This window comes from Streptomyces sp. 12E, from assembly GCF_055633275.1.
Map to the genome: position 1 here is coordinate 156,767 of NZ_JBVNCJ010000003.1, position 13,233 is coordinate 169,999.

10 protein-coding genes are annotated in these 13,233 nt (G+C 70.5%); 4 read left to right on the top strand and 6 right to left on the bottom strand.

Translation table 11 applies throughout. The annotated features are described in order from the left end of the window. The first annotated feature begins 18 nt into the window (after positions 1-18). On the top strand, positions 19-1,503 hold the full coding sequence (locus ACZ8ZB_RS35325) for an MFS transporter (protein WP_470741870.1): 1,485 nt from the start codon (positions 19-21) through the stop codon (positions 1,501-1,503). Between the two features lie 640 nt (positions 1,504-2,143). Here ACZ8ZB_RS35325 and ACZ8ZB_RS35330 read toward each other — a convergent pair. The 3 genes from ACZ8ZB_RS35330 to ACZ8ZB_RS35340 form a co-directional block, all read right to left on the bottom strand. Next, positions 2,144-5,128 (bottom strand): AfsR/SARP family transcriptional regulator, encoded by a 2,985-nt coding sequence (locus ACZ8ZB_RS35330; protein ID WP_470741871.1) that lies wholly within the window; start codon positions 5,126-5,128, stop codon positions 2,144-2,146. 215 nt (positions 5,129-5,343) lie between these two features. After that, positions 5,344-6,699, bottom strand: a complete 1,356-nt coding sequence (locus tag ACZ8ZB_RS35335; protein WP_470741872.1) for a CHAP domain-containing protein — start codon at positions 6,697-6,699, stop codon at positions 5,344-5,346. Between the two features lie 776 nt (positions 6,700-7,475). Next, positions 7,476-8,696 (bottom strand): hypothetical protein, encoded by a 1,221-nt coding sequence (locus ACZ8ZB_RS35340; protein WP_470741873.1) that lies wholly within the window; start codon positions 8,694-8,696, stop codon positions 7,476-7,478. A gap of 262 nt (positions 8,697-8,958) precedes the next feature. Here ACZ8ZB_RS35340 and ACZ8ZB_RS35345 point away from each other — a divergent pair, with 262 nt between their 5' ends. The 3 genes from ACZ8ZB_RS35345 to ACZ8ZB_RS35355 all read left to right on the top strand — a co-directional run bounded on the left by ACZ8ZB_RS35345 (position 8,959) and on the right by ACZ8ZB_RS35355 (position 10,889). Further along, positions 8,959-9,372 (top strand): VOC family protein, encoded by a 414-nt coding sequence (locus ACZ8ZB_RS35345; protein WP_470741874.1) that lies wholly within the window; start codon positions 8,959-8,961, stop codon positions 9,370-9,372. Positions 9,373-9,502: 130 nt separating this feature from the next. Further along, positions 9,503-9,961: a DUF6234 family protein gene (locus tag ACZ8ZB_RS35350; protein ID WP_470741875.1), complete on the top strand. Its 459-nt coding sequence runs from the start codon at positions 9,503-9,505 to the stop codon at positions 9,959-9,961. A gap of 370 nt (positions 9,962-10,331) precedes the next feature. Further along, positions 10,332-10,889 carry a DUF3291 domain-containing protein gene (locus ACZ8ZB_RS35355; protein ID WP_470741876.1) on the top strand — a complete coding sequence of 186 codons (558 nt, stop codon included), beginning with the start codon at positions 10,332-10,334 and terminating at the stop codon, positions 10,887-10,889. 272 nt (positions 10,890-11,161) lie between these two features. On the opposite strand, the gene ACZ8ZB_RS35360 is transcribed toward ACZ8ZB_RS35355, so the two are convergent. From ACZ8ZB_RS35360 to ACZ8ZB_RS35370, 3 genes are all read right to left on the bottom strand, one after another. Beyond that, positions 11,162-11,500 carry an inner-membrane translocator gene (locus ACZ8ZB_RS35360; RefSeq protein WP_470741877.1) on the bottom strand — a complete coding sequence of 113 codons (339 nt, stop codon included), beginning with the start codon at positions 11,498-11,500 and terminating at the stop codon, positions 11,162-11,164. Positions 11,501-11,743: 243 nt separating this feature from the next. Next, positions 11,744-12,520 (bottom strand): hypothetical protein, encoded by a 777-nt coding sequence (locus ACZ8ZB_RS35365; protein ID WP_470741878.1) that lies wholly within the window; start codon positions 12,518-12,520, stop codon positions 11,744-11,746. Next, the gene (locus ACZ8ZB_RS35370) at positions 12,517-12,933 is read right to left on the bottom strand and encodes an ATP-binding protein (protein ID WP_470741879.1); all 417 of its coding nucleotides are present in this window, start codon (positions 12,931-12,933) and stop codon (positions 12,517-12,519) included. The genes ACZ8ZB_RS35365 and ACZ8ZB_RS35370 overlap by 4 nt, the downstream gene beginning before the upstream one ends. Positions 12,934-13,233 lie beyond the last annotated feature (300 nt).

The following is a 13,233-nucleotide window of genomic DNA, read 5'->3' on the forward strand; positions in this document are numbered from 1 at the left end:
GTAGTGAAAGGCACAGTCATGCCGTCTTCGGCCACAGGCGCCGCCACCGAGGCACCGCGCCGGCGCCTTGGACTCCTCCTGGCGCTGCTGGCGTTCGCCCAGCTGATCATCTCCATCGACTACAACATCGTCTACGTCGCACTCCCCGAAATCGGCGACGGACTCGGCTTCTCCGCCCACACCCTGCAGTGGGTGATCAGCGCCTACGCCGTCGCGTTCGGCGGGTTCCTGCTGCTCGGCGGCCGGGCCTGCGACCTGTGGGGGCCCCGCCGCATCTTCATCCTCGGCCTGTCCCTGTACGGGGTGTCCTCGATGCTCGGCGGCCTGGCCACCGACCCCTGGGTGCTGGTCATGGCCCGCGCGGTGCAGGGCATCGGCGGCGCGTTCCTCTTCCCGGCCACGCTGACCCTGGTCTCCACCAAGTTCGCCGAGGGCAAGGAGCGCAACCGCGCCTTCGCCGTCTGGGGCACCGCCGGCGGTTCCGGCATGATCCTCGGCTCCCTCCTCGGCGGCGTCCTCACCGAGGCGTTCGGCTGGGAGTCCGTCTTCTACGTCAACGTCCCGCTGGCCGTCCTCGCCATCCTGGCCGCCCTCCCGCTGATCGCCCCCGACGCCAAGGGCGGCAGCCGCCGCTCCTTCGACCTGGCCGGTGCGCTGACCTCCACCGTCGGCACCACCTCCGTCGTCTTCGCCCTGGTCCAGGGCCCGGAGTCGGGCTGGGGCTCGGCTCCGATCATCGGCGCGCTCGTCTTCGGCGCGGCCCTGCTGGCCGCCTTCGTCGTCATCGAGAAGCGCAGCAGCGACCCGCTGATGCCGCTGCGCCTGTTCCGCAACCGCAACCTGAGCACCGGCGCCGGCGTCACCTTCTTCTACATGGCGACCTTCGGCACCCTGCTCTACTTCCTGACCGTCTACTTCCAGGGCGTGCACGGCTACAGCGCGCTGGAGACGGGCCTGGCGTTCCTGGTCCCGATGGTCGCCATCGCCATCGGCGCCCAGACGGCCGGCCGTCTGGCCACCAAGTACGGCCTGCGCGCCATCATGATCGCCAGCCTGGTGGTGGGCCTCGTCGGCACCGTGATCCTGGGCCTGACCCTGGCCACCGACGGCTCCTACGTCGCGCTGATCCCCGGCATGGTCGTCATGGGCCTCGGCCAGGGCGCCGGCTACACGCTGATGTTCGGCGCCGCCACGGTCGGCATCGACCCGATGGAGCAGGGCATCGCCTCCGGCTGGGCCTCCACCACGCAGCAGATCGGCGGCGCGGTCGGCCTCGCCGTCCTGGTCGCCGTCGCCAACTCCGGCCTCGAGGGCCTCACCGGCGAGGCGCTGCGCACCGCCACCACCGACGGCCTGCGCACCGCGGTGCTCATCGCCGCGGCCGGCATCGCGCTGACCGCGGTGGTCGCCCTCGGCCTGGAGAAGCCGAAGAAGCGGACCGTCGCCCAGGGCGGCGAGGCTGCGCCCGCCGTCGCCGAGAAGCCGCAGGCCGCCCAGGTCTGACCCCCACTCCGGCGCGCCCACCCGGACGCGCCGGCCGCCGGCCCCCCGTACCGACCATTCCCCCGCGGGTGCGGGGGTCCGGCACGTCCGCCCCCTCCGGGGCGTCGCGCCCCGTCGAGTCCCGTTCCGGAGCAGCTTTCCGGGACGGGGCCTCCTCCTTTCGGAGCGGGGGTTTCGGAGGTGTCCGCCCCCGAGGACGGATCGTCTCCCGGGTGGGGCAGCCAGCAGCAGTGCCGGGCCGATCAGCCGGTCGGACGCCGGAGCCTTGCCGGCGGCCGCCCGACGGGGAGCGATCGTTCGTCGCTGTGGAGCACTTCCTGTCCCCCCGGAGCCGGTGACTCCTCGACCATTCAGGGCCTACCGGGAGCGCTACCCGTCCCGGTGGTTCACGCTGTCGGACCCCCTGCATGACGTCCCGCCGACCGGGCCGGCGGGACGTTTGCTTCGCCTGCTCGACGGTGGGCACGCGGGTGGGCCCGATCGGCGTGTCGGGCCGACTCCGGTCTCCACCGTTCCGGGCGCGTGCTGCGGCCGTTGCCCCGGCCCCGGACACGCGGGTACGACGCGGCAGGCCCTCTCCCTGGAGAGCACTCCTTCCCCCGCAGGGAACAGGAACCTCAGGAAGTCCTGCCGTTGCAGGTCAGGAGTGCTTTCCGGGTTTCTGATCAGCTCTTGGACAACTCACCTCGTGAAAGCGCGAGGCCAGGAGGGTGTTCGCGGTCTCACCCGATCGCGCCAGTTCCTCGCGGGCGGTCGTGAGATCCCGCAGTGTTCGCGCCTGCCAGGTCGGCAGGTCCAGTGCCGTCCACCACTGCAGCGAGCGGTTCAGGTGGTCGACTGCCTGTTGGGGGCGGCCCGTCGCGAGGTCGAGTTCGCCCAGTGTGCGCAGCGTCAGGGCCTGGCCGAAGCCGTCCTGCATGTCGTTGCAGATTCGCAGGCACTCCAGCAGTTCGTGGCGCACGGTGTCGCCGAGCCCTTGGCGAATGCGGACCTTGGCCAGGGCCTGGACCGCGTAAGCGGACATGAGGCGGTCGCCCAGGTCGCGCAGGGTCTCGACGGCGGCTTCGGCGTGCTCGGCTGCCTCGGTGAGGCGGCCGGCGGCCCGATGGACAATGGACAACGACCGGAGTGTGATGGCCTCTCCGCGCCGGTCGCCGAGGCGCCGGTAGAGCTCCAGGGCGTGCAGGCATTCGTCCAGGGCGTGCTCGAGTTCCCCCTGTTCGGTGAGGATGCGGCCGAGGCCGTGGGCCGCCTGTGCGATGTGGGCCGGCTCCTCCAGCCAGGGAAGGGCGGAGTCGATCGAGGATCGTGCCCGTGCCAGTTCGCCGCGTTCTCGTTGCACGGTGCTCAGCGACAACAGGGTGGTTGCTTCCCCGCGGCGGTCGCCGCTGTCGCGGAACGCCTTGATGGCCTGGTCGTAGTAGGTCTGTGCCTCGTCGAACCGGTCCTGTTCGTATCGCAGCCATCCCAGGCCGGACAGCAGCCGGGCTTCGCCTGCGCGGTCACCGACTCGGCGAGCCGCTGTCAGCGCTGCCGCGTGGGTGCGCCACCACTGCGTGAACTGGTTGCGGACGGAGAAGTGGGATGCGCACAGGCCGGCTGCCAGCCGGGTGGCCAGGTCCGTCAGGTCCAGTTCGCTGATCCGTTCCACAATGCCGATCAGCGTGGTCTGCTCGGCGTCGAACCACGCCTCGGGAGCGGCCAGCAGTTCGGTGACGGTGCCTTCGTCGACGAAGGGGTCGGTGTCGGTGCTGGCCGGATGGTCGAAGCCCGCGTGGGGGATGCTCCGGTCGGCCAGTTCCGTCAGTGTCAGGCAGGTCCGTGCGGCCCGGGCGCAGGCCGCCAGCACTTCGACCGCTGTCTCCTCCGCCTCGCCTTGCTGGCGTGCGAACACGCGGGTCAGATCATGCAGGCGGTATCGCAGGAAACCGCCCTCTTCTCCGATGAGGGTCACCAGTTGGGCGTCGACCAGTCGTTCCACGACCTCCTCGGCGTCGGCCTGCGAACAGTCGAGCAGCGGGGCGACGAGCCAACCGCCGAAAGTGCTGACGTCGAGCAGTCCCAGCCGTCGCAGAGCCGTGCGCTCGCGCCGTGCCAGGCCGTCGTAGCTGAAGGCCAGGCTGCTGCGCACTTCCAGGTCGCCGAGGGTGAGTTCCTGCAGCGTCCGGCACTGCACTCTCAGGCGCTCCGCGAGCCGTGACAGTTGCCACTGCGGCCTGGCGGCCAGTCGGGCACCCGCGATGCGCACGGCGAGTGGGAGCTGTCCGCACAATCGTACGATTTCCTCGGCCGCGCGGGGTTCTGCCGCCACGCGTTCGTCACCGACCACACGGTTGAGCAGTTCGAGAGCCTCGTCGTCGTCCAGCACGGGCAGGTGGGTGTGGACGGCTCCGTCCAGGGCGCCCATCCGCTCACGGCTGGAGACCAGCACCGCGCACGAGTTGCCGCCGGGCAGCAGCGGGCGGACCTGACGTTCGTCCCGTGCGTCGTCCAGCAGGACCAGTACACGGCGTTCGGCCAGCAGCGAACGGTAGAGCCGGGCGCGTTCGTCGGGGTCGTCGGGGATCGCTGTTTTGGCCACTCCCAGGGCACGCAGGAATCCGGCGAGCACTTCGCCGGTGTCCGCGGGCACGGCGTGGACGCCGCGTAGGTTCGCATACAGCTGTCCGTCGCGAAAGTGGGTGCGTACGGCGTGTGCGACGTGGGTGGTCAGAGTGGATTTGCCCGCGCCGGGTTGGCCGAAGACGGCGCAGACTCGCAGTGTGTCGGATTTCTCGGTCAGGTGTCGCACCAGACGTCCGGCCTGTGCCGTCCGTCCGGTGAAGTCGGCTATGTTGCGCGGAAGCTGGCTAGGGCAGGGTGTGATTTCGGCCGGTTCACGGGTCTGGCTCCTCGGCTCGGTGCGCAGGATGCGCTCGTGAACGGATCGCAGGGCGGGGCCGGGGTCCACGCCGAGATCCTCGAGCAGCGCCTGTCGGCCCTCGTGATAGCAGGCCAGCGCTTCCGCCTGGCGGCCCGTGTGGTGCAGTGCGAGCATGAGCTGGCCGCGCAACCGCTCCCTGAGCGGGTGCTCACCGACTGCCGCCGTCAGTGCGGGAATGACGGCTTCGCCGTGGTCCATCGCCAGGTGGGCCTCCGCCCAGTCCTCCAGCGCGGTCAGCTGCGACTGCCGCAGCCGGCCGCGCTCGCCCTCGGCCCAGGTTCCGCGCGCTCCGCCCAGCGCCGGGCCGTGCCACAGGGCGAGCGCCGCATCGAGCCGGGCAGCCGCCTCCTCGGGGTCGCCGTCCGCGAGCGCTGCCCGGCCTGCTGCCGCATCGCGTGTGAACACATGCAGGTCGACCTGGTCCTCGGGCGCCGCGAGCTGGTAACCGCCGTTGCTGCGGCGTAGGGACGCGGCACCGCCCGCGATAGCCCGTCTGAGCGCCGATATGTGGGTGTAGAGGGAGCTGCGCGCCTGCTCCGGCGGGGCCTCGCCCCACAGGGCGTCCACCAGCTCGTCCAGCGAGACGGTCCGGTTCGCATGCATGGCCAGGATGGCGAGCAGTGTGCACGCCTTGGATCCTTTGATGGCAGTCAGGCGTCCGTCGATCACGGCTTCGACCGGCCCCAATATGCGGATCTCCATGCCACCCCCCGCGGTCGCCTCAATGTAACTCGAGTGGGGCGAAAGGCAGGTGTGACGAGCGGGCCAAAACAAGACACCTTCGTGCCGGGCACACAGCGGTGCTGTGTGCCCGGCACGAAGGTGTGAGCTGTCGGGCTCGGCCCCGTGGGCGGGCTGTTCCTGCGGGTGGACGTGCGAGGGGGCCCGGTCGTGTGCCGACCGGGCCCCCTCGGGGGTCAGGACAAGTCGAATCCGGAGACGTTGGACGTCTGGTACCAGGGACCGTCGTAGGCGCCGGTCTTCAGGTACAGGCTGCCGTTCTGGATCATGCCGATCCTGTCGCCGCTGACTTCGAAGTCACCGATCGGTCCGTTGGCGACGGTCTTCCAGGTGCTCTGCGGGCCGTCCTCCTGCAGGACGAGCTTGCCGTTGTGCTCGGCGAGGATGCGGTTGCCGGACACGGAGAATCGGGAGATTCCGTCGGTGTCGTACCAGCGCTCCTTCAGGCCACCGTCCTTGACCGACAGCTTGCTGCCGCGCAGCACACCGATCCGGCCGCCGTCGAGATCGAAGGACGACACGCCTTCGGTGAGGTGCTGCCACGAGGCGTCCAGGCTGCCCTCCTGGACCATGAACGTGCCGTCCGTGGTCGTCACGCCGACCCGGTTGGTGTCCAGATCGAACGCGGTGACCCCGTTGGTGGTGTGCCACTTGGCGTCGAGCGAACCCGCCTTGGTGTGCAGAACGTTGCCCGGCTGCAGCACGCCGACCACGTCACCGTCGAGGTCGAAGTCGACCACGTCGTCCGCGATCTTCTTCCACTCGGCCTTCAGACCGCCTTCCTTGACGAGCAGCTGGTTGTTCTGGTTGATCACGCCGATGCGGTCGCTGGTGGCCTTGTACGCCTTGACGTTCTCCGTCAGCGAGGTCCAGCTGGTCTGCGGGCCTCCTTCCTGGGCGTGCAGGACACCGTTCTGCACGGCCAGGACGCGGGGAGTGGGCGGAGCAGGAACGTCCTGTTCCAGACCCACCGGGGACACGAAGGCACTGATGGTCTGGCCGAAGATGTTGCTGCCGACCTGGCCGTAACCCTCGCTGTACGACACTGTCGAGGTGGCGGCGTTGCTGCCGCCGAAGTTGCCGTTGGTGACCTGGATGGTCCGGTCGGCGTACACCTGCACGACCACTCCGACGTGATCGGCCCTGCCTCCGCCGTGGTAGTTGAACACCACGGCGTCGCCAACCTTGGGCACGTAGTTCTTTTCGGTGTGGAGGGTTCCCTTGTTCTGCCCGTAGAGGTAGAAGCTGCCGGCTGCCGGCGTCAGGCCGTCGACCTGGGCTCCTGTCTTGGCCCACAGCCACTTGGCGTAATCCGCGCACCACGCCTCGGGAAAGCCGCCGGCCCCCGTGCAGCTGCTGTAGAAGCCGACCTCGCCGTAGCTGTTCGTGCTGCAGGCGTTCTTGGCGAAGTTGGCCTGGTTGAGCTTCACCAAGTCATGTGCGGTGGCGGCGGAGGCGGTCGGCGTCGCGGTCATCATGATGGCGGAGCTCGCGGTCAGCAGGAGTACCGTGCGGGCGGTCTTGGTGAACATGGCGGTCTTCTCCCTGGGCCGGGTGGTACACAACGGATCGGACTGTCGTCCTGTGCCGCCGGCCGGGGGAGCGGCCTGTGCGCCGTGCGCTCACACCGCGGTGGGGCGTGCCGTGCGCGAGGCCTCGGCGCCGAGCCCCTGGCGAGCCGGTGCCTTCCCCTGTGTCGACCGGTCGGCTGGACGGGAAGAACACTGACAGCGGGGTCCAAAGGGAACCTCAAGACGTCGTTTGAGGAATTCTTCAGCATGGGCTTGGAGTGCCCGAGGGGTGCGGGCGAGTCAGCGAGTGATCAGGCTTCACAGCGTCGTTCGGGCGGCTCGGAATGGCGGTCAGGGCGCGTTGGGACAGACCGTGATCGAGCGCGACCGCAGCGCTCCGGGCGGTGCTTCGTTGCGACACGGAAGGGCGCCGGCGGTTCGCTCCGCACGTGATCCGGCAAGCCGTCACTTTCTCCGCGCCTCCGGGCGAGCCCTCTCCCCAGCAGGTGTCGGTGAGTTCCTGCGGCCGGCCGGCGAAGCGGTGCTCCGGACGGCGGGAAGGAGTCACCGGTTGGTGCCGCGCTCCGTCCTCGTCGGCAGCCGATGCCCCCACGGCGACGAGCGCGCGGAGGCATCGACCGAAGTACGAGGCGGCTCGGGCCGTCCGGATGCGCCCAAGCCGGTGCGGCCGCTGGTGAGGACGTGCTCGAAGCCGAGGAGGCTCCGGCCGTCCTCTTCTTCGATGTGCCGGTACAGCTCAGGCGCGACGCCTCGCACGGCCTCGTGACACGGGCGTCTCAGGAGGCGGGCGGAAGGGTCCGCACGAAGACGTCCCAGGTGTTGTTGGTGTCGCCGGGGACGATGTCGGAGTCGCGCGACTCGAAGGCGAACGTGCGGCCGTCCCCGGTCATCGCCACCTGTCCGGGATAGCCGGTGGCCGGACCGCCGTCCCTCGTGACGGTCACGAGCTCCCCCTGACCCGTCTCCCGGTCCCAACGGAAGACCGGCGGAAGCGGCGTGTTCGGCCCCATGACACCCGGCATGAAGAGCACGAAACGACCGTCGGCGCTGAGCGAGCCGTGGCTGGTGGGCTGACTGGACGGGAGCGGCCGGGTGGTGCCGGTAGCCAGCTCGCGGAGGAAGGTGGTCGCCTTCTGGTCGTTCGCGGTCACCGGACTGCTGTCGGAGCGGTGGAAGAGGACCAGACTGCCGTCCGCGCTCAACGACAGCCCGCCCACGGCTCGCTCCGGTGTCGTGCCGTCGTGCGAGACGTCCACCACCTGCCGCTCGCCGGTGCTCCGGTCGATGAGGTGGGCATGGCCCTTCCCGGGGCCCTTGGGGAAGTACCTGATGTCGGTGTACGCGATGCGCTGCCCGTCGTCGCTGATGACGGGCCAGCCCGCGTAGTAGGTCTCGGTCGCGGTGTTGGGGTGGCTCACCCACTGCGTCGTGCCGTCCAGCAGATCGCGTACGTACACCCTCGAGCCCTCGGCCGCAGTCGACCCCGGGGGCCGGCTCTGCGCGAACACGACGTGGCGGCCGGAGCCGCTGATCCGGGCGCCGGACGGGGAGCCGCCGGTGAACTCACCGAGGTCGAGGTCCACCCGCCGGGTGAGGCCCGTCGGCAGATCGCGCACGTACAGGCCGTTGAGCGACCTGATCAGCATCCGGTCCCCCGAGGCGCTGAAGTCGTACACCTCCGCCGGGGCGCCGTCGAGGGTCACCCGCTCCAGCGTGCCTTCCTGCAGGTCGCGCAGGTACGTCTGGAGACCCGATGGGGCCGGGTCGGAGGGCACGAGGTTCGTCGCCCGCGAGACGAAGGCGATGTAGCGGCCGTTCCTGCTGATCACCGGGTCGAACGACGTGTCATTGCCCTGCGTCCCGTCGGCGGCCACACTGATCCGCGCCGTCGCCGTGCCACCGTCCCCGGTGTCGGCGCTCGCCGTCCCCATCGGCAGCAGCGCCGCCAGCAGACCGGCCCCCAACGCGCCCGCCACCGCGGGTAGAAGTCTTCGCACGTCCCCTCCCGGACTTCGTGGACCCCGCCCCCTGCGAGGTGCTCCGCGATACATACCCGGCGGGCCCGGCGCGGGCAATCAGTCCGATGACGTACAACCTCGGACGCGCTTCGGGCGTCAGGGCCGCCGGGTTCTCGGTGACCAGGACCAGGACCAGCGCCCGATGGCACGCGGTCACTCGATCTCTAAGCTCACTGCCACCCATGGCCCCGGACACGGCCGCCGGCTCACGCCGGGACCACCCCCACCAGGAGGTACGACAATGCCTGCCGACGCCGCAGCTCACATCCGCATGGCCCGGCCCTCACGTGACCTCCGAGCAGCGGAACGCTTCTGGGTCTCGGGCCTCGGCCTCGACGTCCTGTACCGGCACGCGGCGGACGGCACCCCGGGAGAGAGCTCGCTCCTCATGGTCGGCTGGCCCGATGCCGGCTGGCACCTGGAACTCGTCCACGATCCCGCGGCTCCCGTGGAGCCGCGGCCGACCCCCGAGGACCTCCTGGTCGTCTACCTCGGCGAACCGGTGCCCGACTCCCTGGTGGAACGGCTCGAGCGGCACGGCGGGAAGCGCGTGCCGGCCCACAACCCGTACTGGGACACCTGGGGCGTGACCCTCCAGGACCCCGACGGCTATCTGCTGGTGCTGTCCACCCGCACCTGGGCCAACGCTCGTTGAGAGCCGCGACGAGAACGGTCGTCTCGTTTCGAGGGCAGGAGGCCCTGCGGGGTGCTCGGCTCGGCCACGACTCGGTCCCGGCCCGGTGAACCGTGGTGCGGTGCACGGCGTCACGCACGAGCGTGTAGCCATGCGTTTCGAGCGGAGTACGCGTGTACCGCGCTTGCCGGAGGACGGCTCCCGCCCCGGGCGGCTCTCGGCCTCGCGGGGCGACGGGTTCGCGGGCGGCTGCATCGGCCTGATCGTGCTGCTCGTCGAACTCCCGGTCGCCTTTCTGCTGGGGCTGACGTCGGTCGTCCGTGGGTGGGGCCGTGCGGACGAGCACACCGTGGCACCCCCGATGGACTGGGCTCCCACCCTCTGGTTCGGCGGGTTCACGGTGGGTGTGCTCGTGATCGCCGTGATCTTCCTGTGCACGGCACATCCGTTCGCGGGCGCGGTCCAACTGCTCCTGGCCGCCGTCGCACTGCTCTTCACGATCGCTGCCTGGCACGACCAGCACGAGCGTGCCCACCCGCCTCCGCCCCCGACGGGGGCCGGGATGCCGCACGCTCCTTCGGACCGGATGACCGACCGGTGGGACCCGTAACGGCGGGTGCCGAAGCGCGAGGTACCGCCGGAGGAACTGCCCACTGCCCCTCTGCGCCCACTCCGCAGCGTCGACGGTCCTCGAGCCCGGGCCGGCCCGCCTGGGAGCCCCGGCCACTCCGGCGGCGCACGGTGTCCCCGCACCCACCGGTGCAAGAGGCCACTTGGACAGGGAAAACGCAACTTCGACATGGCCCGTGCGGGCAGCTACCTTCACCTGGTCCTCGGCGATCGTCCACGGTCGCACGGGAGTTCCCTCAGGCTGAGCCCTCCGCGACGGGATGAGTCGGCCACGCCCCACGAATCCCCGCCCCCATGCGCAAGCCACCGAACCGGGTCCCCACCAGGCACCCCCGACCAGGGAGAAACGCATGCCCCGTCTCGCGCTGTACACATTCGGCGTCCTGAAGTCACCTCTCGCCGATCCCACACCTCTCACACGCGAGTTCTACGACATCGGTGAGGCCGTCTACCGGAAGATCGGTCAGCACCCCGGGTACCTCGCGCATGCTGAAGCGGCAGACGGCGACCGGGGCGTGCTCTTCGAGGCGGACTGGGGTGCATGGGGAGAGTTCGCCGTACCGACCTGGTACGGCAAGGGCCGTACGGTGGAGACCACCGCCCTGGCCGCGACCCTCTCGCTCTGGACCGATCTGCGCTCCGCCTTCGACGCCGTCTACACCGGTCTGCACTGTGAGGCGCTGGGCAGGCGTTACGACTGGTTCGAGAGGACAGGGCACCCGACTCACGTGTTCTGGTGGGTCTCCGACAGCGTGACACCCACCTGGCGGGACGGGGTTTCCAGGCTGGAACACCTCCACGACCACGGCTCCGCGCCGCACGCCTTCACCTTCCACCACCCGTTCGCCCCGGAGGGAACTCCGACCAGGATCAAAGACATCGAGCCGAAGAGCGACCAGGCCCGCTGACAAGGAAGCCCGAGCGGCCGGGTTCGCTCCGCGTCCGGCGACACGGACCGTGTCCGTGGTCCGGGAGGCGGGGGGCGGGGTTCCTCACGCTCGGGAGATCCGGTCCGACCTGGGCGGTACGGCTCCCTGCTCCGCGAACCGTCGTCATCAGTCATCGGCGTCCATGAAGAACAAGCTCAGTGCCTGTGCCAGATCCTCCGATTTCAAGGCGCCCCCTACGGCTGTGCCCCTGAACGGCACTCACGTGCACAGCCACTCCGGCCGGATCAAGGTCAGGGCCAGTACCCCAGCGTGTGGACCGCCAGGAGGAAGCAGAACGTCAGCTGCACCGCCCCGATGACCGGGTGCCCGATCCGCAGCAGCAGGGCGGCCGTTACACCGACCGCCAGGGCCAGAGTGCCGAAGCCCAGCACCGGCGCCCAGTCCGGGGACGGCACGTCGGTCGCCGTCCGTCCGGAGTCGGCGCCCATCCGGCTCAGCCCTCGGACGGCGAGCACGATGAAGACCAACAGCCCGGCCGCCGCGTCCGCCACCAGTACGAGAAACAGGAGAAAACCGGCGGTGAAGGCGCCCTCCATGCGGGAGGGCTGCTTGTCGGCGCGTTCGGGCATGGCTCGACGATCGCGCGGAACACGGCCTTCCGAAGGGTCCGTCGCCGACTCGCAACCGAGACGTGCTCCGCTCTTCACGGGCCTGCCCGGTCCCGGAGGTCACTCGAATTCCGGTGACGCACGACCAGTGCTCGTCGGTGACTCCGCCGAGGATCAGCCACCGGACGGTCGTGGACGGGGCGCCGTGTTCGGCCCCGACGACCGGCGGCCCCGCCGATTCCGTCAGAGGCCCGGCCGGGAGCTTCATGCGGCGCGTTCCAGTTCCCAGAGCAGTTGGTTCAGGCCGATGTGTCGGAAGGTGCTGAGGCGGCGCACCATCTGGGAGGCGAGGACGGTCGGCAGGAGCGGGTGGCCGTACGGGATCGGTCCGTCCGGCCGCTGCACGACCTGCACGCCCTGGCCGCCGTAGCCGTAGCCGACGCCGCTCACCCCGTACAGAGGCGCGCTGCGGGTCAGGAGCACCGTCGGGTCGTGGGTGAGGTGCGGGCACAGGTCGGCGGCGGTGCGCGCGTGCCGAGGGCACACCGGCGGTTGGTTCGTGAGGATCATCGGGTCGTCCGGGTCCACCGTGCCGGGGCCGGCGAGGAAGATGAACCCGAGCGGGGTTCGTGCGGGCTCGGCGCAGACCTGGCAGCGCAGCGCCTGCATCGTGCCCCGCTGCCGTAGGGGATGCATCATCCGCCACTGCGGCCGGCCCACCGGCCGGCCGAGGTCGTCGACGGGGCCGAAGGAGCAGCGGGCCCACAGCACGCCGCGCAGGTCGCGGTCCCGGGGGTCCTCGTCGGCGTAGCGCAGCCGGTAGCGGCCCGGCCCGAGCGTGGTCAGCAGCAGGTTGTCGGGGGCGGCTTCCTCCCCCGCGCGCTGGATGACGAAGGGGACCAGGGGCGGTTCGGGGTGCACGGTGTTCTCTCTCGTACGGGGGAAGGCGGTGTGGGTCATGCCGCCTGCTTCGGGCAGCGGGGCGACGAGCCGCTTGGCGAGTTCTTTCGGCGGGACGTCGTCGAGGGCGGCCGGCGTCATCGGGGGAGGCCGCCGGGGAGCGCGAGACAGCACCAGGTGGTGGCCCCGTCGTCGCTGGTCCCCCAGGTGCCGTCGTGGGCGGCGGTGAGGCAGCCGACGAGGAAGAGGCCTCGACCGCGCTCGGCGGTGTCCGCGGCAGCGCGGACGACCGGCCGGCCGAGTGTCTCGTTGTGCACGGCCAGGCGCAGGAAGCCGTCGCGGACCGTCATGGTGAAGGTGACTCGTGTGCCGGCGCCGTGCTGAATGGCGTTGGTGACCAGCTCGGAGACGATGAGCTCGGCGTCGTCGACCAGCGGCTCCAGGCCGCAGTACCGCAGCCGGGCCGCGGTCACTCGCCGGGCCGTCCTCACACGGCGCGCGTCCTGTTCGGAGACGCCGTCCCCGGCCCGGGGCGGGCAGACCTCGAAGCACACGCTCACCCGGTCGCCGGCCGGGCGCGGACGCTCGGGCTGACGGCGGTCATGGGGTGAGTGGTCTGCCGCCGCGGCTGACAAGGAAGGCCCGGCGGTGTCCAGGGCACTTTGACGGGTACGCCCCGGAACCGGGGGGTGAGCAGTCGTCATGGTCGTTCGCCTCGCGCTCGCGGTCGTTTCGGTGCCCTGTCCGCTCCTCGCGGGGGATCGAAGAGCGGACAGGGCCGACAGCGGCCACCCGCATGGGGCGGTCGGCCGGTGACCAGATAACTCCGTTGCGTTGCTGGGTGGTTAGGGTGA

Bases quoted from the DNA above. Each gene is read 5' to 3' on its own strand.
- ACZ8ZB_RS35325 (WP_470741870.1), top strand. From the start codon at position 19: ATGCCGTCTTCGGCCACAGGCGCCGCCACCGAGGCACCGCGCCGGCGC.
- ACZ8ZB_RS35345 (WP_470741874.1), top strand. From the start codon at position 8,959: ATGCCTGCCGACGCCGCAGCTCACATCCGCATGGCCCGGCCCTCACGT.
- ACZ8ZB_RS35365 (WP_470741878.1), bottom strand. From the start codon at position 12,520: ATGACGCCGGCCGCCCTCGACGACGTCCCGCCGAAAGAACTCGCCAAG.
- ACZ8ZB_RS35360 (WP_470741877.1), bottom strand. From the start codon at position 11,500: ATGCCCGAACGCGCCGACAAGCAGCCCTCCCGCATGGAGGGCGCCTTC.
- ACZ8ZB_RS35330 (WP_470741871.1), bottom strand. From the start codon at position 5,128: ATGGAGATCCGCATATTGGGGCCGGTCGAAGCCGTGATCGACGGACGC.
- ACZ8ZB_RS35355 (WP_470741876.1), top strand. From the start codon at position 10,332: ATGCCCCGTCTCGCGCTGTACACATTCGGCGTCCTGAAGTCACCTCTC.
- ACZ8ZB_RS35350 (WP_470741875.1), top strand. From the start codon at position 9,503: ATGCGTTTCGAGCGGAGTACGCGTGTACCGCGCTTGCCGGAGGACGGC.
- ACZ8ZB_RS35335 (WP_470741872.1), bottom strand. From the start codon at position 6,699: ATGTTCACCAAGACCGCCCGCACGGTACTCCTGCTGACCGCGAGCTCC.